Raw genomic sequence first — 24021 nt, forward strand, 5'->3', positions numbered from 1 at the left:
GAGACGTTTGCCACACCGACCCCGGGAATAACTTCACAAAAGTGCCTACCTACGCCATTTTCTAGGGATTTTCCGGCTACCCTTGGAATCTATTCCCGTAACATTTCTCAACATCCGTTCGTCGTGATAAGTGAACCGGTCCTAGCGTGTTCGGGTGAGCACTCAAACCAGCACCCCCTCCCCCGCAGGAAACACCGGCTTCCGGCTGCCCAAATGGGCCGGTTCGTTCGGCTTCCAGATCATCGCCGCCCTGATCGTGGGCCTGGGCCTCGGCCTCCTGGCCAAGTACACGGGCAGCACCAAGGCGAGCCCCAATGCCCTCGGCGCCACCCTGCAGACCATCGGCTCGAGCTACGTCTCGCTGCTGCAGACCGCCGTCGTCCCACTCATCTTCACCGCGGTTGTCAGCTCGATCTCGAACCTGCGCCAGGTGTCCAACGCCGCAAAGCTGGCGTGGAACACGCTCCTGTGGTTCGCCATCACGTCCCTGATCGCAGTGCTGATCGGCATCGGCCTGGGTGTGCTCCTGCAGCCCGGCGCCAGCACCGGCATCACCCAGGAGGCCAAGTACTCCGGCAAATCCGGCGACTGGTGGGCGTTCCTGGTGGGGCTTTTCCCCAAGAACTTCCTGGGCCTGGGTGCCAGCTCCACCGTTGCTGAATCAGGCGCCGTGACCACCGCGGTCAGCTTCAACGTCCTCCAGATCCTGGTGATCGCGATCGCCGTCGGCGTGGCCGCCCTGAAGGTGGGCAAGGCAGCGGAGCCGTTCCTGACCCTTAACGCTTCCGCCCTCGCCGTCATCCAGAAGGTGCTGTGGTGGATCATCCGGATCGCCCCGCTGGGCACCGTAGGGCTCATTGGCAACGCCGTGGCCGTCTACGGATGGGACACCATCGGGTCGCTGGGCAAGTTCACCTTTGCCATCTACGTCGGCCTGGCCCTGGTGCTGTTCGTGGTGTACCCGGTCCTGGTCCGCACCCACGGGTTGTCTGTCAAGCAGTATTTCTCCGGTGTCTGGCCCGCTGTGCAGCTGGCCTTCGTTTCCCGCTCTTCCGTGGGCACGCTGCCGCTGACCCAGCGCGTCACCGAGCGCAGCCTGGGCGTCCCCCGGGCCTACGCCTCTTTCGCCGTGCCGCTGGGCGCCACCACCAAGATGGACGGTTGCGCCGCGATCTACCCGGCCATCTCGGCGATCTTCGTGGCCCAGTTCTTTGGCATCCAGCTGGACTTCAGCCAGTACCTGCTGATCGCACTCGTCTCTGTGCTGGGCTCGGCAGCGACTGCCGGCACCACCGGCGCCGTCGTCATGCTGACCCTGACGCTCTCCACGCTGGGACTGCCGCTGGCCGGCGTCGGCCTCCTGCTGGCGATCGATCCGATCCTGGACATGGGCCGCACGGCGGTCAATGTCGCCGGGCAGGCGCTCGTCCCCACGATCGTTGCCAAGCGCCAGGGCATCCTGGACGAGTCGCTCTACAACGCACCGCGTAACGGAGACCCGTTCGCAGACGACTCCACCGAGGTGGTTGCCGATCCGACGGCGGCTGCAGTGGACGGCCGCGAATTGACCGACACGAAAGCCTGACACCAGGCTTGGCTTAAAACGCCGCAGCCCCCCGGGATCTTCCCGGGGGGCTGCGGCGTTTGGGTATGTTCGGCCGCCGGTACGCCTTAGTGGCCCCCGCCGCCGATCACGCCGTTCTTTACGGCCTTGGCGACAGCGTCCGCCTCCGCCTGGGTGAGCTTGCCTTCCGCGACTGCCTTATCCAGCCGCGTTTTGAGGGCCGCAGCGCGCTCAGACTGCGCCTCCGTGCGCAGCTCCTCAAGTGCGGCAGTGACCTTGGATTCCTCAATGCCGAGTGACTCCGCGAGGGACTTGGCCAGGGCCGATTCCATGGCCTCCCTGTCCGGCTTCGTTCCCTCTGCGGGACGAGTGGCCGGCTTGTTCGCCTCACGGAACGCCCTGAGCGCCTCGGTGACCTTGGCCTCGTCGACACCGAGCTTGGCAGCTAACTCCGATGCCTGCACGCCCCCTCCGTGTCCGTGCCGGCCGCCCTTGTGCCCGCGGTCGTGGCCGTCCGCATTCGTAGTGGCCGACGCACTGGGCGACGGCGTGGGCGTGGTTGCCGCCGACGCAATCCCGCTGACGCCGATCCCGGCCCCGACAACCAGGGCAGCGGCGCCCAGGCCGAGGCCCAACTTCTTCCTGCTTGACATGGCACGTCTCCTCGATCTGCCGCAGCAACATTGCTGCTTCCGTTGGTAGCTACAGTTCGCCTACCTTCCCCAAGAATGCGGCACCCGGTTAAGTAAATGCTGTCATCCAGCTGTCAGGAAGCTGTGAATCGGACTCCACAACAAACTTGCACAGAGTGTAAAAATGCACGTAGTGTAATGCCGTGCCACCTACCCAGACCGCCCCCGGCCAGGCTTCCAGCGCCAACGCCGCGCCCGCAACACCGTCGCGCCGTGAACTCAACAAGGCCGCAACACGCCAGGCCATTACCGATGCCGCCCTCCAGCTCTTGCGGAGCAAGGGCCCGGGTAACTTCACGGTCGAGGACATTGCCGATGCCGCCGCCATTTCCCGGCGCACTTTCTTCAACTACTTCAGCAGCACGGAAGCGGCCCTGGCAGCGGTGACCCACGGTTTCCTGGACCACGCCTTGGCGCAGTTCCGGCTGCGGCCAGCCGACGAGCCCATCCTAAAGTCGGCACGGGCGGCCCTGATTCAGCTTGCCGACCCCATGACCGTGGCCCCCATGGCCGAGCTGTACACCCTGGCGCAGTCCAATCCGCAGCTCAACCGCAGCGAACTGGAAGCATGGGACCACTGCACCGCGGAAATCATCGACGCTGCCCGTGAACGGTTCGCCCAAACTCCCGGCGCCGAATTCGACGAACTCTATCTGCGCGCGCTGGCCGGTTCCCTCATCTCCTGCGGTAAGGCTGCAATGGACGTCTGGTTCGCCCGATGCGGCGGATCCCTGACCCCGGAGTCCCTTTCCATCCTCAGGCAGCTCCTGATCGATTCCATGAGCCTGCTGGGCTCCGGATTCGCCCGCCCCGCAAGGCCCCGGGCCAGCACCATGGCCAACAACTCCACCGCCACCCCTTTCGCAGATCGGCTCTGACATGGCACTTTTGCTTTACCGCCTCGGCAAGTTCTCCTACCGGCACCGCTGGCTTGTCATCTCCGTGTGGCTCGCCGTCATGCTGGCCGTCGGTGGCGCGGCTGCATCCTTCCACGGCACCCTGTCCAACAACTTCCAGATCCCGGGAACCGAGACGCAGCGGATGGCGGACAAGCTCAAGAACGAGCTCCCCTCGTCCTCCGGCGGCTCGGCGAGCGTTGTGTTCGAAGCCAACGACGCACAATTCAGCCAGGCCGGGAAGGACGCCGTCACCGCTGCGCTGACCAAGCTCAAGACCCTCCCCGACGTCCAGGGCACCGTCGACCCGTTCGCAACCCAGGCACAGCTGGACAAAGCCGCCGCGGACCTCACCGCAGGCAAGGAACAGTCTGCTGCCGGCAAGACCCGGCTGGAGCAGTCCGCGGCCGAGCTCGCCGCTGGGAAGGCCCGGCTGGAAGCTGCCGAACAGCAGATGGTGGCCGCGGGAATGCCGCCCGCCGCGATCGAGGCGCAGCTCGGCCAACAGAAGGCAGCGCTCGCCGAAGGCCAGGCAAAGCTCGACGCCGGCACAAAGGAACTGGAAGCCGGCGAGGCAAAGCTGGCCCTTGGTACGCGCCAGCTCGAGGCCTCGAACGGCCTCCGCTTCGTCTCCGAGGACGGCAAGGCCGCGATCGCGCAGGTCCAGTTCAAGACGTCGATCAACGGCCTCAACCCCGAGGTCCGCCAGGAAGTCCAGGACATCGTCAAGGAGGTGTCCGCCGCCAACGTCACCGCGCTGCCCAGCAAGGAAATCAGCGAAGACATCTCCGAACTCTTTGGCACAGCCGAGATCATCGGCATCGCCGTGGCAGCCCTGGTCCTGATCATCATGCTCGGAACTTTGATCGCTGCCGGGCTTCCGCTGCTTATGGCCGTCGTCGGCGTCGCCGTCGGCGTGGGCGCCACCTTCGCCCTGAGCGGGGCCGTGGACATGAGCTCCATCTCCCCGATGCTCGCGCTGATGCTCGGCCTCGCCGTCGGAATCGACTACTCCCTGTTTATCGTCAACCGGCACCGCTCCCAGCTGCTCTCCGGAATGGACCCCGAGGAATCCGTGGCGCTGGCCACGGGCACGTCCGGCAATGCCGTGCTCTTCGCCGGCCTGACCGTCATCATCGCCCTCGCGGCCCTCGTTGTCCCGGGCCTTCCGTTCCTGGCCGTGATGGGTCTCTCGGCCGCCGCAACAGTGGGCGTCGCCGTCGTCGTGGCCCTGACCCTGACGCCGGCTGTACTCTCCCTCGTGGGCCGGAAACTGATCTCCAAGCGGGCCTGGGCCAAGGCGGCCAGGCACAACGCCGCTCCCGGCCACGAAACCGAGGACCGCGCCAAGGACGAATACCGCAGCAGTCACGGCTGGGGCGGCATCGTCACCAACCACCCGTGGCTGGCCCTGCTGGCCGGAGTGGTCCTGCTCGGTGTGGTGGCCCTGCCCGCCGCCCAGCTTCGGCTTGCTTTGCCGGACGCAAGTTCCGAACCGGTCGCCTCACAGGCATTCAAGGCCTACGACGTCACCAAGCGGAGCTTCGGCGAGGGCATGACCGGCCCGATCATCGTAGTGGGCGACCTCCCCGAGGGACTCAGCGAAGCCGACGCTCAGGCCAAGCAGTTCGACGTCGCGGACATCCTGCGCGAGACCGGGAACGTCACGGCCGCCGTTCCCCTGGCCCTGAGCGAGGACCGCCGTACCGCAGTGTTCCAGGTCATCCCGAATGAAGGCCCGGCCAGTGCGAGCACCGTCCAGGTGGTCTCCGAACTGCGCGCCGAAAAGGACCAGATCAAGGACTCCACCGGCGTCAGCATCGGCCTCACCGGACAAACCGCCGGCAACGTCGATGTGTCCGCCAAACTCGGCGACGCGCTGCCGCCGTACCTGGCGATCGTGGTGGGTCTCTCGTTGATCCTGCTGCTGCTCGTGTTCCGTTCCATCTGGGTGCCGCTGCTGGCCACCGGCGGCTTCCTGCTCTCGCTTGCCGCTGCGTTCGGGGCGGTCGTTGCCGTTTACCAGTGGGGCTGGCTCGGGATGGTGTTCGGCGTCGAAAATCCGGGCGCTGTGCTCAGCTTCCTGCCCATCATCCTGATCGGTGTCCTGTTCGGACTCGCCATGGACTACCAGGTGTTCATTACCTCGGGCATGCGTGAATCGTTCATGCACGGGGAGTCGGCAAAGCACGCCGTCCGGAGCGGCTTCAGCCATGCCTCTGCCGTGGTCACCGCGGCCGCCATCATCATGGTCAGCGTATTCGCCGGCTTCATCTTCTCGCACCTGAACATGGTCCGGCCGCTCGGCTTCGCCATGGCATTCGGCGTGCTGATTGATGCCTTTGTGGTCCGTATGACGATCGTCCCGGCTGTGATGTACCTGCTCGGCGAAAAGGCATGGTGGCTGCCGCGCTGGCTGGACCGCATCCTGCCGGACGTCGACGTCGAGGGCACGAAACTCCGGAAGGATGAGACCGCAGTCGTAACAGAAGCGGAAGAGGTCGGCGCACGCTGACAGAGCGCTTCGGAGTCCTTAGGGGCCGCCCGCCGATCACTTGATCGGCGGGCGGTCCCTTTTCTGCAGTTAATTTCTGCTGTCCGTGACCCGGCTACGCCGCGAATGGAGCATAGCGGAGGGCACGCCTGCGAATCTTGGCGTGGTGGCGGAGTTCTTTCCGCTGACGTACTGCTTCCAGGCGGCCGGAGTCCAAGGCCGGGCTCCAGCGTTGAGTTCCCGGCAACGGCGGTGCAGTGGATTGGTAGCTGTGGCCGGTTGGGGTTGTCAGTCGGATGGCATGCCTGGTCCCGCCGGGAACATGTGGTCCGGTCAAAGGGTGAGCCGTCCAGCCCGGCGCTTCCTTGGTGTGGTTGCAGGCTTCGCAGAGCCCGGCGCCGTTGTCCAGTGTTGTAGCTCCGCCGCCGTGCCAGCGGACGATGTGGTCCAGGTGGCGGACGGGTGCGTCGCAGTAGGGCGTGCGGCAGGTGTCGTCGCGTGCCTCGATGAAGCGGCGGAGTCCCGCGGGGAAAAGCCGGGCGCGGGAATCCATCGCCACCAGCTCGCCCGTGGCAGGGGCCGTGTACAGACGACGGATCCAAGTGTTGAAGACTTGATCCCGGATAGAAGGCGCAGCTCCGCCACGGTCAATGATGCTTCTGGCCCAGCCGCCTGGGACCACACCGTAGCCGGGAAGGCGTGCCGGTTCGCTGTCACCTTGAAAGAGGGTCCGATCAGTCATGACGAGCTGGATTTCGATGCCTGTAAAGCCGCCCGGCGTCCCGGTCACGCGTTCGACCAGGTCATCGGCCATGATTTGTCCGCGGGAGCGAGGATCTCCGCCGCTGCGGACAGACTCCGCGTTACGGACAAGAGCAGCATGAACGGCGACACCGGCCGAGACGGGCAGCAGGGCGGTCAGATAGCACATGGTGTCCGGAGCCGGGCGGAGGCTGACGTGACGCTCGGCTGCGGCGTGGCTGGCCCGCTGGGTGACAGAACGGGGGTCACGGCGGTAAGCCGCGGCTCGGACGGCAGCGATGATTCCCCGGTCACCTACCCCGTCAAAGGCGGCAGTGTCGGGCGCGAGTTCCTCGTCCACGGCGCAGCGGTCCTCCGCCGACAGGCACGCCGTCTCCTTGACCAGTAACGTTGCGCGCCACTCATTCAGTTGCCCGGTCTCCAGCGCGGCGAGGGTTCGGGGCATCTCGGTCACCATAGCCTTGGCCAGGCCCAGCAACCTGTCTCCCTTGGACGGGGATTCGCGACGGGCGAGCGCGATCTGCGCTCCGACGCCTGCCCCGCATTGGTCTGCGGGTACTCCGGCGTCAGACTGTTGGCGGCGCTGCTGCCGGTCAAATGCGACAGTCAGCCGGGCCTGACGGGCAGACAACGCAGATTTCCTGTCCTCCAACGCCCGAATCTCATCAATCAAGCGAGCGCCGTCCTCCTCAGGCATGCCACCATTCAGGTCAATGACCGCATCTTCCGCAACCGGCCGTTGACCGCAACTGCAAGCACAGCGGAAATCACCCTGGCGTGCTGCCAGCGCCGCTTCCGGCCCGGGATATCCTTCCATGGCTCAAGTGTCCCTTTGGGCTACGACATTAATGAGGGCAAACAGGAGCCGGTCGCCCGCTTCGTGTGCCATTGGGGACGTGCCCACTCCGGTCGTAGCTATCGGCGCACGACTTAGGACAGCCGCCACCTCAAGACGCGTTATGACAGGAGCCAATGCGGCGCCCAGCTCCTCCAGCCGCCGACAGAATTCGATCTGCTCGGCACCGCCCTCAGGCACCTTAATCTGTTGAAGCGCGTGCAAGCACATCGCTACCACGCCGCGGAGGTTGTCTCCATCACGTCCGGCCATTGTCCGTGCCGCTTCCGATCCCTGGTTCCCGTCCATGAACCAACTATCCCGCCGACCTCCGACAATAAGCCCGAGCGAGAAATCCTGAGCGAAAAGACCCCGCGACAATGAGACTCAGGGGGAACTAGGCTGGAGCGGTGACCCGCCTCATTCTTGCCTCCCAGTCCCCCGCACGCACCAAACTGCTGAGCCACGCCGGCATCCGGCACGAGATCCTGGTATCGGACGTGGATGAAGATGCCGTCCAGGCCCGCTACGGCGTCACGGATCCGCACGACACCGCCCTGCTGCTGGCGCGCGCCAAGGCGGAGGCCGTCGCCTCGCTGCCGGAGGCAGACGGCGCACTGGTGCTCGGCTGCGATTCCGTCTTCGAGTTCGACGGCGAGGCGCACGGCAAGCCGTACACGGCCGAGGTCGCCAGGGAGCGAATGCTGCGGATGAGCGGCGCCATGGGCGTGCTGCACACGGGCCACTGGCTGGTGGACTGCCGCGATACCGAGCCCGACGACGGCGGCTCCAATGGCTCCGGCGCCACGCTGGGCTCCGTGACCTCCGCCGAAGTCCATTTCATGGACATGAGCGTCGAAGAAATCGACGCGTACATCGCCACAGGCGAGCCGCTCCAGTGCGCCGGCTCATTCACGATCGACGGCTACGGCGGTGCCTTCATCCGGAAGGTCGACGGCGACCCCCACACCGTCGTCGGACTTTCCATTTCCACCCTTCGCGGGCTGCTGGGCCAGGCGCAGGTAGGCATCACCGAACTGTGGACCGGCGGCGCCATTGACCCCGCCGATGTCCGCTCGGAGTGAGGCAATTCGCAGCTCTTTGTAGCATCCCTACAAAGGACAGGAGCTTTACACGCGGAATCCGCAAGTAATATCGGCGGAACCCTCAAAATCGCGCTAGGCTCCCTGAAGGAAAGAAGGAGACGCCTTGTCAGCAAATTCGGAGCAGTCCGCAAGTCCAGAGCAGTCCACCGCCCCAAGCCACGCAGGTGCCGCCCTGACGAGCTCCAAGCGGCTGAGCAAAGTCCTCATCGCCAACCGCGGTGAAATCGCCGTGCGCATCATCCGAGCCGCCCGGGACGAAGGCATCACCTCGGTGGCCGTCTACGCCGACCCGGACCGCGACGCCCTGCACGTGCGCCTGGCGGATGAGGCCTACGCACTGGGCGGCAACACCGCTGCCGAGTCCTACCTGGTGATGGAAAAGCTCATCGAAGTGGCGCACCAGAGCGGCGCCGACGCCATCCACCCGGGCTACGGCTTCCTGGCCGAAAACGCACAGTTCGCCGCCATGGTCATCGGTGCGGGCATCACCTGGATCGGCCCCTCCCCGGAGGCAATCTCCGCCCTCGGCGACAAGGTCCAGGCACGGCACATCGCCGAAAAGGTGGGCGCACCGCAGGTCCCCGGCACCGCCGACCCCGTGGAATCCGCAGAAGAGATCCTCGAGTTCGTGGACAAGTTCGGCCTGCCGGTGGCCATCAAGGCGGCTTTCGGCGGCGGTGGACGCGGCATCAAGGTGGCCCGCACGCGCGAGGAGATTCCGGAACTGTTCGAATCGGCCGTCCGCGAGGCCGTCGCTGCGTTCGGGCGCGGAGAATGCTTCATCGAGCGCTTCCTGGACGCCCCGCGGCACGTCGAAACCCAGTGCCTGGCGGACGCGTACGGCAACGTCGTGGTGGTCTCCACCCGCGACTGCTCTCTGCAACGCCGCAACCAGAAGCTGGTGGAGGAGGCGCCCGCTCCCTTCCTGACCGAAGAGCAGAACCGCCGCCTCTACGAGTCGTCCAAGGCCATCCTCAAGGAGGCCGGCTACCTCGGCGCCGGAACGTGCGAGTTCCTGGTGGGCCAGGACGGCACCATCTCGTTCCTTGAGGTCAACACCCGCCTCCAGGTGGAGCACTGTGTCTCCGAGGAAGTCACCGGAATCGACCTCGTCCGCGAACAGTTCCGGCTGGCCCGCGGCGAAAAGCTGGGCTACGACGATCCCGAGGTGCGCGGACACTCCATCGAATTCCGCATCACCGGCGAAGACCCCGGCCGCAACTTCATGCCCGCCCCGGGCACCATCACCACGTTGAAGAACCCCACCGGCCCCGGCATCAGGGTTGACTCCGGCGTAGAGCAGGGCGACGTCATCAGCGGCAACTTCGACTCGATGCTCTCCAAGCTGATCGTCACCGGGGCCACCCGTGAGCAGGCACTGCAGCGCTCCCGCCGGGCCCTGGAGGAGATGGTGGTCGAGGGCATCCCCACCGTCATTCCCTTCGACCTCGCAGTGGTCACCAACCCCGACTTCGCCCCGGCCGAGGGCCCGTTCAAGGTCCACACCCGCTGGATCGAGACGGCGTTCGTCAACGACATTCCGGCGTGGACGCCTGACGGCGCCGAAGGTGAGGCTGCCGACGCCGGGGATCGCCAGCGCGTTGTCGTCGAGGTGGGCGGCAAACGCCTTGAGGTGGTCCTTCCGGCGTCACTCGGCTCGTTCAGCACCGGCGGCGGCTCGGGCAAACCGGCCAAGGCCAAGAAGCGTTCCCGCTCCGGCGGACCGGCGGCTGCTGCGGGCGGCAACTCGCTGACCTCCCCCATGCAGGGGACCATCGTGAAGGTGGCAGTTGTGGAAGGCGACATTGTCGCCGAAGGTGATCTCGTCGTCGTACTCGAAGCGATGAAGATGGAGCAGCCGCTCACGGCCCACCGTGCGGGCACCATTACCGGCCTGGTCGCCATCGCGGGCGAGACGGTCTCCGCCGGTGCCGTGATCGCCACGATCGAGGACTAAGCCTCCGCCGGCTCCTTCCCGGCCCGCCGGCACAGCAATGCCCGCCGCCCCCGGCGCGCCCATGGCGCCCGGGGGCGGCTCCATGCAGACTTAGCGTGTGAAGCCATTTCTACTGCTTGCCTCACGCGCCGAGGACAAGGCTGCCGAGGAAGAATACGAGGCCTACCTGCGCTATTGCGGACTTGAGCCCGCACAGTTGCGCCGCATCCGAATGGAAGCCGGGCCCATGCCGGACCTGGACCTCTCCGATTACTCCGGGGTGATCGTAGGCGGCAGCCCCTTCACCTCCAGCGACCCGGCGGACCACAAAAGCCCGGCCCAGCACCGGGTGGAGCGTGACCTGCGCCTGCTGCTGGACCGCATTGTGCCGGCGGATTTCCCGTTCCTCGGCGCCTGCTACGGGGTCGGTACGCTGGGCCTGCACCAGGGCGCGGTCATTGACCGGACCTACGGTGAAGGCCTGGGCGGCACCACCATCAAGCTGACAGCGGAAGGCCTGCAGGATCCCCTCCTGCGCGGACTGCCGGAAAGCTTCACGGCGTTTACCGGCCACAAGGAAGCCGTCAGTGTCCTCCCCTCCCACGCCGTTCTCCTGGCCAGTTCCGCGGCTTGCCCGGTGCACATGTTCCGGATCAAGGCCAACCTGTACGCCACACAGTTCCACCCGGAGCTCGACGCCGACGGGCTGGTCACCCGGATCGATATCTACCGCCACGCCGGCTACTTCCCGCCGGAGTCGGCGGAGGCGCTGATGGAGAACGCCCGGCAGTTCATTGCGGCGGAGCCGATGAAAATCCTCAGCAACTTCGTCGAGCGCTACGCAAGGTAGCGGCCACAAATGACAAATGCCCGGCACCCCCGTGAAGGGTGCCGGGCATTTCCAGTGTCGGATTACCGGGTCAGGCTACGTTGTTCTCGTAGTCCAGGTCCCGCGTTTCCTTGCTCAGGAAGAGTGCCACAAGCGTCAGCACGGCCATGACGCTGAGGTACACGCCCACCAGCACGGGGCTGCCCTTAGCCATTTCCCACAGCCACACCGCGATGAAGGGGGCCACGGCCGCACCCAGGATGCTGGAGACGTTGTAGCTCACGGCGGACCCCGTGTAGCGGACGTTGGTGGGGAACAGTTCGGGCAGCAGCGCACCCATGGGTCCGAAGGTCAGCCCCATCAGGGTGAAGCCGAGGATCAGCAGGGCCATGGTGCCCACGAAGCCGCCGCTGAACAGGGGGACGAACAGCAGTCCGAAGACGAAGATTCCCGCGGTGACTGCGAGGAGCATCTTGCGGCGGCCGTACTTCTCTGCCAGCGGGCCGGACACAAGGGTGAAAATGCCGAAAAACACGACGCCGGCAATCAGCATCCAGAGGAAGTCGTTGCGCGTGTAGCCCAGGCCGGGGACGAACGCCGCGGCTGCGGCCTCGGTCATCGGCTTTCCGGCCTTCTCGGCAGCGGCCCTCGCGGCGTCCAGCGTGGCGGGGCGCGTTCCATAGGTGAGGGTGAACGTAGTCATCAGGTAGAACAGCACGTACGTGGCCAGCATGATGAACGTACCCAGGATGAGCGGGCGCCAGCTGGTCTTGAAGACACGGCCGATGGGAAGCTTGGCCACTTCGTTGGATTCCAGGACCTTGGTGAAGGCCGGCGTTTCAATCAGCTTGAGGCGGACGTAGAGCCCGATGATCACCATGACGGCGCTGAGCAGGAACGGCACTCGCCAGCCCCAGGCTTCAAACGCCTGCGGGGAGAGCTGGTAGCTGGCCACGAGGAAGATCACGTTGGCAATGATGAAGCCGATGGGCGCACCCAGCTGCGGGAACGTGCCGTAGATGGCCCGCTTGTTGGCGGGTGCGTTCTCGGTGGCCAGGAGGGCCGCGCCGCTCCATTCTCCGCCGAGGGCCAGGCCCTGGGCGAAGCGCATGACCACCAGGAGTGCCGGCGCCCAGAAGCCCCAGCCCGGTACCAGCGCCGTGGGGAGGCAGCCGATCAGGAACGTTGCGATGCCCATGGTCAGCAGCGATGCCACCAGGGTGCCCTTGCGGCCGAATTTGTCCCCGAAGTGGCCGAAGACCACGGAACCGAGCGGCCGGGCGATAAACGCCACACCGAACACGGCGAAGGAGCTCAGCAGCTGGGTGGTCTCATTCTGTCCCGGGAAGAACAGTTTGGGGAATACGAGCACAGCGGCAGTTGCGTAGACGTAGAAGTCGTAGAACTCAACGGTGGTCCCGATGAGGCTGGCGACGATCACGCGCCCGCGCGAGTTAACCTGCTTGGCTGACCCCGGCTGCGGTGAGGTGGCAGTGGATGACATGTAGTAACGCTTTCGTGAGAAACCGGGCGGGTGCCCCAAAAGACTGCCCGGCTAAGGGATACGTATCTCTCAATAATAGTTCCCGCCGTCCAGCGACTGGACAAAGGGTCCAGTATGCGGACGTTTCGATTTGTCTCACAAAGCGGCGCCTCACGCCGTCACAAATGCCCCGATAGGCAAACTTCACAGCACGTTAACAAACGGCGACGGTTGACGAAACGCGCCATCCCTACCTTTGAAGAACAACAAACCCCCCGAAGGAGGTACACCGTGACTGTTGACCGCACGGCAGAGGCCGGCGCACAGCCCGGAACTACCCGCACCGTTCACGCCCCCGCCCTTGAAGTCCGCCCCGGCCGCTGGATCGCCAACTGGGATGCCGAGAACAAGGAGCAGTGGGAGTCCCAGGGCCGTTCCATCGCCCGGCGCAATCTGAACTGGTCCATCTTCGCCGAATTCCTCGGCTTTGTCGTCTGGCAGCTCTGGTCCATCGTGGTGGTCCAGCTCCCCGCAGCAGGCTTCACTTTCTCCACGTCCGAAATCTTCTGGCTGATCTCCATGCCCAGCCTGGTGGGTGCCACCCTCCGCATCCCCTACACGTTCATGGTCCCCAAGTTCGGCGGCCGCAACTGGACCATCGTCTCGGCCCTGCTGCTCCTGATCCCCTCCATTGGGCTGGCGCTGTGTGTCTCCAACCCGGCGACACCGTTCGGCGTCATGCTCCTGGTCGCTGCCCTGGCCGGCTTCGGCGGCGGCAACTTCGCGAGCTCCATGGCCAACATCACGTTCTTCTACCCGGCCCGCGAAAAGGGCTGGGCCCTGGGCCTGAACGCCGCCGGCGGCAACATGGGTGCCGCCGTCGCACAGCTCGCTGTCCCGATCGCCATCACGCTCCTGGCGGCCGGAACCGTCAACCTTCCGGTCGCAGGCCTGATGTGGGTTCCGCTGATCCTGCTCGCAGCGTTCGGCGCCTTCAAATACATGGACAACCTCACCAGCGCCAAGGGTGACGTGGCAGGCTCGATCGCAGCGCTCAAGGAACCGCACCTGTGGATCATGGCCCTGCTGTACATCGGCACCTTCGGTTCGTTCATCGGCTTCGCCGGGGTGTTCCCCAAGCTGATCAAGGACTACTTCCCCGCTTTCTCCTCCATCGGAGTGGGCACGGTGGCACTGTCCCTCGCCTTCCTCGGACCTTTGGTGGGTTCACTGGCCCGCCCCTACGGCGGACGCATGGCTGACCGAATGGGCGGCGCCCGCATGACCGTTGCCGCCTTCGCCTCCATGGCCGTCATCACGCTGACCATGATCTGGACCCTGCCGCTGAAGAACTTCTGGCTCTTCCTGGTGCTCTTCCTGATGCTCTTCACCGCAAGCGGCTTCGGAAACGGCGCCACCTACCGGATGATCCCCATCATCTTCGCCACCAACAGCAGGGCAGCCCGCAACGGCGCCAGCTCGGTGGCAACCCAGCGCCTGGCCTCCTCGGCCCTGGGCCTGATCTCGGCTATCGGCGCCTACGGCGGGTTCGTTATCCCCCAGGTGCTGAACGCCTCCAACCAGGCAAGCGGTTCGTACACCCCCGCCTTCTACGGCTTCGTCGGGGCATACGTCCTGATGCTCGCGGTCTGCTGGGCCTGCTACATCCGCAACGCCAACCGAAATGCGATGGGACACGTCTAACATGACCACAAGCGCCGACACGCACTGCCCCTACTGCGCCTTGCAGTGCGCCATGACGCTGAAGTCCCCAGCGGCTCTGACCCCGGCTGTCCAGCCGGGGTCAGACCCCGTGCCGGCTCAACCTGTCCTGGAGGTATCCGGACGCGACTTCCCCACCAACCGCGGCGGCCTCTGCCGCAAGGGCTGGACGTCCGCGTCCCTGCTGAGCCACCCCGGGCGCGTCACCGAGCCCATGCTGAAGGGCTCCGACGGAGTCCATCGTCCCGTGAGCTGGGATGACGCTCTGAAGCTCATCACCGCAGCCGTCAAGCAGACCAGGTCCCGCTACGGCGCGGACGCCGTCGGCGTTTTCGGCGGCGGCGGCCTGACCAACGAAAAGGCCTACATGCTGGGCAAGTTCGCCCGCCTCGCCCTGGGCACGTCCCGGATCGACTACAACGGCCGGTTCTGCATGTCCTCCGCGGCCGCCGCCGGCATGAGGGCATTCGGCGTCGACCGCGGACTGCCGTTCCCGCTCGAAGACCTCGACAACGCCAGCACCATCCTGATGCTCGGCTCCAACGTGGCCGAGACCATGCCGCCCTTCGTGCAGCACCTGCAGGGAGTACGCGACGCCGGCGGGCTGATTGTGGTGGACCCCCGCCGTTCAGCCACTGCCGCGTTCACCTCCGACGGCGGCGGCCTGCACCTGCAGCCGCTGCCGGGCACCGACCTCGCCCTGCTGCTGGGTCTCTCCCACGTAGTGATCCACGAAGGCTTGGCCGACACCGATTTCATCCAGGCGCGCACCAGCGGCTTCGACGCCCTGGTCCGCAGCGTCAACGCCTTCTGGCCCGAGCGGGTCCAGTCCCTGACCGGGGTTCCCGCCGACCTTATCCGCGAAACGGCGCGCAGGCTGGCCCACGGCGCTGCGCAGGGTGGAAGCTACATCCTGACGGGCCGCGGCGTGGAGCAACACGTCGACGGGACGGACACCGCCACCGCCGCCATCAACCTGAGCCTGCTGCTCGGACTGCCGGGTTCCGCCCGCAGCGGCTACGGCACCCTCACCGGCCAGGGCAACGGCCAGGGCGGCCGCGAACACGGCCAGAAGGCCGATCAGCTCCCCGGCTACCGGAAGATCACCGACCCCGCGGCCCGCGCGCACGTGGCCAAGGTGTGGGGCGTGCCGGAATCGTTGATTCCCGGGCCCGGACTCCCCGCCGTCCAGCTCCTGAAGTCCCTCGGACAGCCCGACGGCGTCCGCTGCCTCTTCGTGCACGCCTCCAACATCGCGGTGGCCTCCCCCGATGCAAACGCAGTCATTGCGGGCCTCCGCAGCCTGGACTTCCTGGTGGTCTGCGATTTCTTCGTCTCCGAAACGGCCGCCGAAGCAGACCTCATCCTGCCGGTCCTTCAGTGGGCGGAGGAGGAAGGCACGCTGACCAACCTTGAGGGGCGCGTGCTGCGCCGCCGCCGTGCCCTGCAGCCGCCGGCCGGAGCCCGCAGCGAACTCTGGATCATGGCACGGCTCGCCGAAGCGCTCGACGCCCCTTCCACCTACAGCGAGGATCCCGAGACGGTCTTCGAGGAACTGCGCCTGGCTTCCGCCGGCGGGCTCGCTGACTACTCCGGCATCGACTACGCGATGCTGGACCGCGGCGAGGCCGCCTACTGGCCCTACCCCGTGGGAAGCACCGGCACGCCGCGGCTGTTCCTGGATGGTTTTGCCCATGCCGACGGCAAGGCGGTCATGACGCCGGTGGCGCCCCGCCGCCGTCGCACTCCGGCAGCGAACCCCGCCCGGGACAACACAGCCTCAGGCGCCAAGACCATGACGCTCATTACCGGCCGCCTGCTGGAGCATTACCAGTCCGGGTCGCAGACCCGACGCGTGTCCGAGCTGCTGGAGTCCCAGCCGGAGGCAAAGCTGCAGATCCACCCCGCGGCCGCGGCGTCCATGGGCATCACCGACGGCGCGTTCGTATCCGTGGCCAACGAGCGCGGCGAAGTACTGTGCCGGGCGGAACTCAGCACCGCCATCCGGCCCGAGACTGTCTTCCTGCCGTTCCACTTCCCGGAGCTCGAGAGCGCCAACCGGCTGACGGAGGCCGCTACCGATCCCATCTCCGGGATGCCGGAGTTCAAATCCAACAAAGTCTGGGTCCGGGCGGCCGCCAACGGACTTCAGCACAGCGTTCTTCAGACATCGGAGGCCTCATGAGTGAGCAGATAGTAATTGTTGGCTTTGGTCCGGTTGCCGCACGGCTGGTCGATGAGCTGCTGCCCGCGGTCCGTAGCGGACTGGCCCGCCTGACCGTGATCGGCGAGGAGGCGGACGCCGCCTACAACCGCGTGCTGGTGGCCGACCTCGGCGTCGGGCGCACCACCGCGGGCGCGCTGGCGCTGTCCGACGCCGCCGCGCTGATCGCCGACGGCGTGGACGTCCGGCTCGGCGTCCGCGTCCGCCGGGTGGACCGCGCCCGCCAGCAGGTGATCCTCACGGACGGCACCAAGCCCCGCTATGACCGGCTGGTGTTTGCCACCGGTTCGCGTCCGGTCATCCCCAACCTGACCGGCCTCAACCCGGACCCGGCCCACCCGGTATTGCCCGCCGGCGTGACCGCGCTGCGCGACCTGCGCGACGCCGAGGTGCTCCGCCAGGCTGTTTCCGGCGGCAAGCGCGTTGTGGTGCTGGGCGGCGGCGTCCTGGGACTCGAGACAGCCCTGGCCGCCGCCGAAGAGGGTGCCACGGTGACCGTGGTCCACAACGGACCGCACCCGCTGGGCCGGAACATCGACCGCGGCGGCGGAGCGGTGCTGGCCGCCAGCCTGCGCAACTGCGGCGTCCGGATGGCCGGCAACGCGCGCTCCACCGGGATTGAACACAACGCTCCCGACGGCGGCTTCTCCGCCCTGCTGCTGGATGACGGTTCAGCGATCGACGGCGACCTGCTGGTGCTGTCCTGCGGCGTCCGGCCGCGCGTGGAACTGGCCGAAGGCTGCGGGCTGTCCACCGGCGCGGGCATCCTGGTGGACCACAAGCTGCGGGCACACCACGAGCCCCACATTTTCGCGATCGGAGACTGCGCCGAAGTCCGCTGCCCGGATCCGGCCTGCAGTGAGTGCCGCACCGCGCCCGGCCCCTCCGGCCTGGTGGGCCCGGGCTGGCGGCAGGCGGAGTGGCTCGCCGAGTACCTGACGCTCCTCGCCGAGGGGTCCCCTGCGGGATTCGGCGAAGGTTCCGGCGACGCCGGGCCGGCGGACGTGGCGGATTCCCTGCCCGAGCTGCCGATGGAAAAGCCGGGTGTTATCGTCCTCAAGGCCCGCGGCCTGAACATGGCCGTGGCCGGCGACAATGCCGCCGATCCGTGGGACGACGAGGTTTTGACGGCCGGTGCGGTGAACGGCCGTCCGCGCCTGCAGATCGCGCAGTGGGCGGATCCGGAACACGGCCGCTACATCAAGATGACAACGCGCGGCGGAGTCCTGGAGGGCCTCGTGGCCGTGGGCATGCCCCGCACTGCGGCGGAGCTGGTGTCCCTGTTCGAGCGCGGCGACGAGCTCCCCGCCGACAGGTCGCTCCTGCTGCGCCTTGACGGACCGGACCAGCTGGCAGCCCCGGGAAGCAGCGACCCCGCCCGCACCGTCTGCCGGTGCGCCGGGGTCAGCGGCACCAAGATCCAAGACGCTGTTGCTGACGGCTGCTCCACCGTGGCTGAGGTTTCCGGCGCCACCCGCGCGGGCACGGGCTGCGGCGGCTGCCACTCCGACATCAAGGACATCATCGAAAAACACTTCCAGGCGGCAGCAGCCGCCTGACGTAATGTGATGGCGGCTCGCCCGGTGCGCCGGGAAGCATGGCTTCGCCGCTGACCCCTCCAAGGGACTTATGCCCCTTGTCCCTCGCACGGCCCCGGGGTGTCATGGAAGCCAGAGTCCGTGGATCCGAGGGGTTGCCATGTTCAGCGTCACGATCTTCCTGGCCGCGGCCGCGCTCATCGTTGCTGCCGCCGTCATGGGCATCGTCTCCCTGCGGCGGCCGGACCGTTCCGTCCGCGCCCGGGCACTGGTGTGGACGGCAGCCGCCATCATGACGGCCTTCACGGTCCTCGCCGGCCTGTTCGTCAGCGGCTATGCCCTGACTGATCCCGGCGGCGCCGAGGGAATCATGCTGGTTTTGTGGTGGGCCGTTGCCCTGGCCGTCCTGGCCGTGCTTGCCTGGCTCCGTCCTTCGTGGGCCACACCGGTACTGGCCCTGCTGACCGCGTTGCTGGTCGTGGCGGGGATATGGTTCGCCCTGGATTCCGTGTCGTGGCGCGAGTTCGAGAACGCCAACGGCCCGGTCCGGGCCGTGGCCGTGCTGGTCCTCGCGTTCCCTGCAGCCGTCCTGGGCCTGAAACGAACAGCCACGGCGGGCTGGCTATTGCTGGCCCTCGGCCTGGGCCCGATAGCCTTCTCGGCCCTGGGGAACCTCGCCGGGGTGGTGTCCCTCTCCGCCGTCAGCGTGATCCCGCTGATCACCGGCCTGCTGTTCCTTGTGGCGGCCCGGATGACCCGCGCCGCGGTGTCCACTGAGCACGTGGGCGCCTTGCCCGCCTGACGTTACATATGAACGTGCAGGCGCCGTGCCGCTTCCGAGATGGAACCGCTGAGTGACGGGTACACCGTGAAGGTGCTGGCGACGTCGTCGACGTGCAGTTTCTGCGTGACCGCGATGGAGATCGCGAAGATCAGCTCGGACGCGTTCGGGCCCACCACCACACCGCCGATCACCGTGCCGGAGCCCTTGCGGGCGAAGATCTTGACGAAGCCGTCCCGGTGGTTGCGCATCTTGGCCCGGGCGTTGCTGCGCAGCGACAGCTTCACCACGTCGCCCTGGTACTTTCCGGAGTCGATCTCGGCCTCGGACACGCCGACGTTGGCGATCTCGGGCGAGGTGAAGATATTCGAAGCCACCTGGTGCAGCTTGAGCGGGGTCACGCTGTCGCCCATGAAGTGGGCCACCGCGATGCGGCCCTGCATGGCAGCGACGGAGGCGAGCGCAAGGACGCCGGTGCAGTCGCCGGCGGCGTAGATGTTCGGAGCCGTGGTGCGGGAGACGCCGTCCACCTTGATGTGGCCGCTCTCGGTGAGTGCCACGCCGGCTTCCTCAAGGCCGATACCGGCCGTGTTGGGAATGGACCCGACACAGACCAGGCAGTGGCTGCCGGTGACCTGGGAGCCGTCGCCCAGGGTGACCACCACGCCGTCCTCCGTGCGTTCCACTGTTTCAGCGCGTGAACGGGAGAGCACTTTCACGCCGCGGCGTTCAAAGACGCCCTCCAGGACCTCGGCGGCGTCGGTGTCAGAGCCCGGCAGCACGCGGTCGCGGCTGGAAATCAGGGTGACCTTAGAGCCCAGGCCGTTGTAGGCGGAGGCGAATTCCGCACCGGTCACACCGGAACCCACCACGATGAGTTCTTCGGGGAGCTCGTCCATGTTGTAGATCTGCGCCCAGTTCAGGATCCGGTCGCCGTCAGGCCGGGCGGTGGGAAGTTCACGCGGGTGGGCGCCCACCGCAAGCAGGATGGTGTCCGCTTCCACCGTTTCGGTGCCGTCCACAGTGAGGACCTCAATGGTGTGGCTGTCCAGCAGCTTGCCGGAGCCGATCAGGATGCGCACGCCCTGGTGTTCCAGGCCGGCGCGGATGTCCTCGGACTGCTTCCGCGCCAAGCCGAGCAGGCGGTCGTTGATGTGCTTCAGGTCCGCGCGCATCACAGGGGCGAAATCGCCGCCGTCGACGTCGAACTTCACTCCCAGCTCCCCCGCCTCGCCGACGCGGGTCATCAGGTCCGCCGTCGCGATCAGGGTTTTGGAAGGTACGACGTCGGTGAGCACCGCCGAGCCGCCCAGGCCCGCCCGCTCAATGATGGTGACTTGTGCCCCCAGCGAGGCGGCCACCATGGCGGCTTCATAGCCGCCGGGCCCTCCGCCGAGTATTGCGATGCGAGGTGAGCTGAAATCCGGATGCGTAGTCACAAAGATCCATTCTCTACCCATCCGCCGCCGCACACCAATAAAAGGGACCTGCGCCACTGCTGGGCACGGCCCCGCGGGCACGATAACTTGTACCAGTGAGTAATACAGAATTCCTGAACACGGACCCCTTTGACGCCGCGCGCGCCGCCGCCGACTACATCGCCGAAGAGACGGGCGTGGACAGCCACGACGTCGCCCTGGTGCTCGGCTCGGGCTGGGGCGACGCCGCGGACCTGATCGGCGAGACCACCGCGACGTTGTCCGCGGACGAGGTCCCCGGTTTCTCCGCACCGGCAGTGGAGGGCCATGTAGGCACCATCCGCTCCGTCCTGACCAGGGAAGGCAAGCGGGCGCTGGTGCTGGGCGCCAGGACGCACTACTACGAGGGCAAGGGCGTCCGCGCCGTAGTCCACGGGGTCCGGACAGCTGCGGCGGCCGGCTGCAAGGTCCTAGTGGTGACCAACGGCTGCGGCGGCCTCAACGAGGACTGGGCTCCCGGCACTCCCGTGCTCATCAAAGATCACATAAACCTCACCGCCACCTCACCGCTGGAAGGCGCAACGTTCGTTGACCTGACAGATCTCTACTCGGCACGGATCCGCGGGCTGGCCCGCGAAGTTGATCCGTCCCTCGACGAAGGCGTGTACGCGCAGTTCACCGGCCCGCACTACGAAACGCCCGCGGAAGTGCAATACGCCAAGCGGATCGGGGCCGACCTGGTGGGCATGTCCACAGCGCTCGAAGCCATCGCCGCCCGTCACGCGGGCATGGAGGTTTTCGGCATCTCACTGGTAACCAACCTTGCCGCCGGCATCAGCCCGGTGCCGTTGAGCCATGAGGAAGTGCTGGAAGCCGGGCAGGCCGCCGCTCCGCGCATCTCCAAGCTGCTCGCGGAAATCATCGCCAAGCTCTGAGCCGACACCGCATGGCCGCGCCCGCCGGGCACTAGTTCCTGACGAACTAGCTCCTGGCGGGCATCAGCCGGCGGAGGACGTCCTTACGGGAGCCTGGAAACTTCCGCTCGACTGAGGCGGCAATGCCCGCAATGGTCTGCCGGGAGAGCGTCTGCCGCCAAGCAAGCTCGGCCTGCCGCATGGTCTGGGACACCAGGCAACTTCGGAGGTAGTCTTCACCGGGATCCGCCCCAGGCGCGTTCGCGAGAATGGATTCGCAACGAAAAGCGGGTTCCGGACCCTCAATGGCCAGGACAACGTCCAGCACGGTGATCTTTTCCGCGCCCCGCGCCAGCTGGAAGCCGCCGCGTGGTCCGGAGACGGAATACAGGATGCCCGCGCGGACCAGCGCCTGGAGCTGCTTGTTCAGGTAGGCGGCGGGTAACTGATACAGCTCAGCCAGCCGGGCACTGTTCACCGCCTCCCCCGAGGGGGCCCAGGACATGTTCACGCAGCAGTGCAGCGCCCACTCAACTCCCTGCCCCATCTTCATTTTTCAGACATTACGTGTCCGGAAAATTTACTGTCAAGGTTCCCCCTGCGCTTGTCGGACAGCCAATAGCGGACGTTAGGCGATAGCTTTGTTCCTATGACGTCTTCCGATGCCGACCTTCCGCAGCTGCTGAGCGACGCCCGGGACTGGGCCGCCCAGGACCCGGATCCGGCCACTGCCGCCGCTTTGACAGAACTCATCCAGCGCTCAGGAGACGGTGTTCCGTCCGCCCGCCAGGAACTCGAGGACAGCTTCAGCGGAACGCTGCAGTTCGGCACCGCCGGCCTCCGCGCCGCGCTGGGTCCCGGGCCGAACCGGATGAACCGCGTGGTTGTCCGGCGCGCGGCGGCCGGGTTCGCGGCGTTCCTGACCGGCGCCGTCGCGGCCGCTTCGCCGGGCACCCGGCCCCGCGCCGTCGTCGGCTATGACGCCCGCTACAACTCCGACATTTTCGCGGAGGAGACCGCTGCGGTCTTCACGGCCGCGGGCATCGACACCTTCCTGATGCCGCAGGCGCTCCCGACTCCGCTGCTCGCCTACGCTGTACGCGCCCTGGATTGCGACGGCGGTGTGATGGTGACCGCCAGCCACAACCCTCCGCAGGACAACGGTTACAAGGTGTACCTCGGCAGGCACGCCGTGGAAGAAAGCGGACGCGGAGCGCAGATCGTCGCACCCTACGACGCCCGGATCGCCACGGAAATCGACCGTGTGGGCACGCTCGACTCCATTACCTTGGCCCCCGCGGGCTGGACTGTTCTGGAGCCGTCAATCGCTGCCGACTACCAGGCAGCAGTGGCTGCCCTGGCACTGCCCGGGCAGTTCCCGGCCCGTGACCTGAAGATCGTCCTGACCCCCATGCACGGGGTGGGCGGCGACACCGCCGTCGCCGTGCTGAAGGCGGCAGGATTCGACGACGTCACCCTGGTCTCCGAACAGGCGCGGCCGGACCCGGATTTCCCCACGGTCAACTTCCCCAATCCGGAGGAGCCCGGCGCCCTGGATCTTGCGCTGGAAACGGCGGCCCGCGTGGACGCCGACATCGTGCTGGCCAACGACCCCGACGCCGACCGTGCCGCCGTCGCCGCCAAGGATCCTGACACCGGCGCCTGGCGCATGCTGCGGGGTGACGAAGTGGGCGCACTGCTGGGGGCACACATCGTGGCCCGGCTCGCTGCCGGCGGCGAAAGCCCGGCACACGGTGTCTTCGCGAACTCGATCGTGTCCTCGCGGCTGCTGGCACGGATCGCCGCTGCCGCCGGGTACGCGCATGAGGAAACCCTGACCGGCTTCAAGTGGATTTCCCGCGTTCCGGGCCTGCTCTACGGCTACGAGGAAGCGCTGGGATACTGCGTGGCCCCGGACCTGGTCCGGGACAAGGACGGCATCTCCGCCGCCGTACTGATCGCGGAGCTCGCGGCCGCGGCGAAGGCGGACGGCAAGACCATTTTCGATACCCTCGACGAGTTGTACTTGGTGCACGGGCTGCATGCCAGCGACCAGCTCAGTATCCGGGTGGCGGACCTGGGCCTGCTGGACGCCATGATGAACCGCCTCCGCGTGGGGCCGCCGGACTCCTTCGGCGGGTCCGCCGTCGAAATGTTCAAGGACCTGGCCGAAGGCAGCGAAACGTTGCCCCCGACGGACGGTCTGCTGTACCTCACGAAAGACCTCAGCCGGGTGATCATCCGTCCCAGCGGCACGGAACCGAAGCTCAAGTGCTACCTCGAGGTCATCCGGAGCGTGGGCTCGGCCGCCGAGCTGCCCGAGGCACGGCAGGCGGCACGGGCAGCGCTCGACGGCGTCCTGGTGGATGTGCGGGAGGCCCTGGGGCTCTAGCTAGAGCTCAACCTCGACGAAGCCATCCACCACACGGGTGCGGAACGTGGGGAGGCGGAGCCCGGCGGTGCCGAAGCACTCACCGGTTTCGAGGTCGTAGACCTCTTTGTGCAGGGGGGACGCAATGGTCTGGCGGGTCCCCCGGGAGCCCACAATGCCGCGGGCCATCACGTGGGCGCCGGTGGCGGGATCTTCCTGGGCCACGGCGAAAACTTCGGCGGCTGCGGTGCGGAACAATGCCACCTGGCGGCCGGCGATCAGTGCGGCCTCACCCCAGGCCAGCTCCAGCTCCTCCACGGCGCAGACGCGGTTCCAGCCCGTCGCAAATCCGGTGCTCTGGTCTTCAAGTTCAAGTATTGCGGTCATTTCCGGCCCCTCTCGCATTGCCTGCCGCCCGGCGCTCTGTGGAACGGCTGCCGGGCCCGGACCGCCGAC

The 24021-nt window shown here is 66.8% G+C and carries 18 protein-coding genes; 12 read left to right on the plus strand and 6 right to left on the minus strand.

Going from position 1 to position 24021, the window contains the following annotated elements; translation table 11 throughout:
* The first annotated feature begins 154 nt into the window (after positions 1-154).
* A complete protein-coding gene (locus JOE31_RS16400) occupies positions 155-1585 on the plus strand; it encodes a dicarboxylate/amino acid:cation symporter (protein ID WP_209746409.1) in 1431 nt (476 codons plus the stop codon).
* Between the two features lie 86 nt (positions 1586-1671).
* Here JOE31_RS16400 and JOE31_RS16405 read toward each other — a convergent pair whose 3' ends face one another.
* Entirely contained in the window at positions 1672-2217 is a 546-nt protein-coding gene (locus JOE31_RS16405; RefSeq protein WP_209746411.1) for a hypothetical protein, read from the minus strand.
* 182 nt (positions 2218-2399) lie between these two features.
* Between JOE31_RS16405 and JOE31_RS16410 the strand changes: the two genes are divergently transcribed.
* Together JOE31_RS16410 and JOE31_RS16415 are read left to right on the plus strand one after the other, a co-directional pair.
* Positions 2400-3134 carry a TetR/AcrR family transcriptional regulator gene (locus JOE31_RS16410; protein ID WP_209746412.1) on the plus strand — a complete coding sequence of 245 codons (735 nt, stop codon included), beginning with the start codon at positions 2400-2402 and terminating at the stop codon, positions 3132-3134.
* Position 3135: 1 nt separating this feature from the next.
* Complete coding sequence (locus JOE31_RS16415) at positions 3136-5667, plus strand: MMPL family transporter (protein ID WP_209746414.1); 2532 nt, start codon at positions 3136-3138, stop codon at positions 5665-5667.
* A gap of 94 nt (positions 5668-5761) precedes the next feature.
* On the opposite strand, the gene JOE31_RS16420 is transcribed toward JOE31_RS16415, so the two are convergent.
* Positions 5762-7225 (minus strand): HNH endonuclease signature motif containing protein, encoded by a 1464-nt coding sequence (locus JOE31_RS16420; RefSeq protein ID WP_209746416.1) that lies wholly within the window; start codon positions 7223-7225, stop codon positions 5762-5764.
* A 428-nt stretch (positions 7226-7653) separates the two neighbouring features.
* Between JOE31_RS16420 and JOE31_RS16425 the strand changes: the two genes are divergently transcribed.
* From JOE31_RS16425 to JOE31_RS16435, 3 genes are all read left to right on the plus strand, one after another.
* Positions 7654-8328 (plus strand): nucleoside triphosphate pyrophosphatase, encoded by a 675-nt coding sequence (locus tag JOE31_RS16425; RefSeq protein WP_209746418.1) that lies wholly within the window; start codon positions 7654-7656, stop codon positions 8326-8328.
* A 124-nt stretch (positions 8329-8452) separates the two neighbouring features.
* Complete coding sequence (locus JOE31_RS16430) at positions 8453-10306, plus strand: biotin carboxylase N-terminal domain-containing protein (RefSeq protein WP_374100855.1); 1854 nt, start codon at positions 8453-8455, stop codon at positions 10304-10306.
* A gap of 97 nt (positions 10307-10403) precedes the next feature.
* On the plus strand, positions 10404-11135 hold the full coding sequence (locus JOE31_RS16435; RefSeq protein WP_209746420.1) for a glutamine amidotransferase: 732 nt from the start codon (positions 10404-10406) through the stop codon (positions 11133-11135).
* Positions 11136-11205: 70 nt separating this feature from the next.
* Here the strand turns inward: JOE31_RS16435 and JOE31_RS16440 are convergent, their stop codons facing one another.
* Entirely contained in the window at positions 11206-12618 is a 1413-nt protein-coding gene (locus JOE31_RS16440; protein ID WP_209746422.1) for an MFS transporter, read from the minus strand.
* A 270-nt stretch (positions 12619-12888) separates the two neighbouring features.
* Here JOE31_RS16440 and JOE31_RS16445 point away from each other — a divergent pair, with 270 nt between their 5' ends.
* From JOE31_RS16445 to JOE31_RS16460, 4 genes are all read left to right on the plus strand, one after another.
* Positions 12889-14301, plus strand: a complete 1413-nt coding sequence (locus JOE31_RS16445) for an MFS transporter (RefSeq protein WP_209746424.1) — start codon at positions 12889-12891, stop codon at positions 14299-14301.
* Between the two features lies 1 nt (position 14302).
* Complete coding sequence (locus tag JOE31_RS16450; protein ID WP_209746426.1) at positions 14303-16504, plus strand: molybdopterin oxidoreductase family protein; 2202 nt, start codon at positions 14303-14305, stop codon at positions 16502-16504.
* On the plus strand, positions 16501-18102 hold the full coding sequence (locus JOE31_RS16455; RefSeq protein ID WP_209746428.1) for an FAD-dependent oxidoreductase: 1602 nt from the start codon (positions 16501-16503) through the stop codon (positions 18100-18102). Before JOE31_RS16450 ends, JOE31_RS16455 begins: the two co-directional genes overlap by 4 nt.
* Positions 18103-18241: 139 nt before the next feature.
* Positions 18242-18883: a hypothetical protein gene (locus JOE31_RS16460; protein ID WP_209746430.1), complete on the plus strand. Its 642-nt coding sequence runs from the start codon at positions 18242-18244 to the stop codon at positions 18881-18883.
* A 2-nt stretch (positions 18884-18885) separates the two neighbouring features.
* Here the strand turns inward: JOE31_RS16460 and JOE31_RS16465 are convergent, their stop codons facing one another.
* Positions 18886-20301: an NAD(P)H-quinone dehydrogenase gene (locus JOE31_RS16465; protein WP_209746432.1), complete on the minus strand. Its 1416-nt coding sequence runs from the start codon at positions 20299-20301 to the stop codon at positions 18886-18888.
* A 95-nt stretch (positions 20302-20396) separates the two neighbouring features.
* On the opposite strand from JOE31_RS16465, the gene JOE31_RS16470 reads away from it, so the two are divergent.
* Positions 20397-21215 (plus strand): purine-nucleoside phosphorylase, encoded by an 819-nt coding sequence (locus tag JOE31_RS16470; protein WP_209746434.1) that lies wholly within the window; start codon positions 20397-20399, stop codon positions 21213-21215.
* Between the two features lie 46 nt (positions 21216-21261).
* On the opposite strand, the gene JOE31_RS16475 is transcribed toward JOE31_RS16470, so the two are convergent.
* Positions 21262-21747, minus strand: coding sequence for an Rrf2 family transcriptional regulator (locus JOE31_RS16475; protein WP_209746436.1), 486 nt, complete (start codon positions 21745-21747; stop codon positions 21262-21264).
* A 96-nt stretch (positions 21748-21843) separates the two neighbouring features.
* Here JOE31_RS16475 and JOE31_RS16480 point away from each other — a divergent pair, with 96 nt between their 5' ends.
* Complete coding sequence (locus JOE31_RS16480) at positions 21844-23586, plus strand: phospho-sugar mutase (RefSeq protein ID WP_209746438.1); 1743 nt, start codon at positions 21844-21846, stop codon at positions 23584-23586.
* On the opposite strand, the gene nirD is transcribed toward JOE31_RS16480, so the two are convergent.
* Positions 23587-23952 carry a nitrite reductase small subunit NirD gene (gene nirD, locus JOE31_RS16485; protein ID WP_209746440.1) on the minus strand — a complete coding sequence of 122 codons (366 nt, stop codon included), beginning with the start codon at positions 23950-23952 and terminating at the stop codon, positions 23587-23589.
* Positions 23953-24021: the final 69 nt, after the last annotated feature.

Origin of the sequence: Arthrobacter sp. PvP023 (assembly GCF_017832975.1) — a bacterium.
Lineage (GTDB): Bacteria > Actinomycetota > Actinomycetes > Actinomycetales > Micrococcaceae > Arthrobacter.

Coding starts and splice junctions, on each gene's coding strand:
- JOE31_RS16415 (WP_209746414.1), top strand. CDS start 3,136: ATGGCACTTTTGCTTTACCGCCTCGGCAAGTTCTCCTACCGGCACCGC.
- JOE31_RS16420 (WP_209746416.1), bottom strand. CDS start 7,225: ATGGAAGGATATCCCGGGCCGGAAGCGGCGCTGGCAGCACGCCAGGGT.
- nirD (WP_209746440.1), bottom strand. CDS start 23,952: ATGACCGCAATACTTGAACTTGAAGACCAGAGCACCGGATTTGCGACG.
- JOE31_RS16405 (WP_209746411.1), bottom strand. CDS start 2,217: ATGTCAAGCAGGAAGAAGTTGGGCCTCGGCCTGGGCGCCGCTGCCCTG.
- JOE31_RS16480 (WP_209746438.1), top strand. CDS start 21,844: ATGACGTCTTCCGATGCCGACCTTCCGCAGCTGCTGAGCGACGCCCGG.
- JOE31_RS16450 (WP_209746426.1), top strand. CDS start 14,303: ATGACCACAAGCGCCGACACGCACTGCCCCTACTGCGCCTTGCAGTGC.
- JOE31_RS16475 (WP_209746436.1), bottom strand. CDS start 21,747: ATGAAGATGGGGCAGGGAGTTGAGTGGGCGCTGCACTGCTGCGTGAAC.
- JOE31_RS16455 (WP_209746428.1), top strand. CDS start 16,501: ATGAGTGAGCAGATAGTAATTGTTGGCTTTGGTCCGGTTGCCGCACGG.
- JOE31_RS16440 (WP_209746422.1), bottom strand. CDS start 12,618: ATGTCATCCACTGCCACCTCACCGCAGCCGGGGTCAGCCAAGCAGGTT.
- JOE31_RS16460 (WP_209746430.1), top strand. CDS start 18,242: ATGTTCAGCGTCACGATCTTCCTGGCCGCGGCCGCGCTCATCGTTGCT.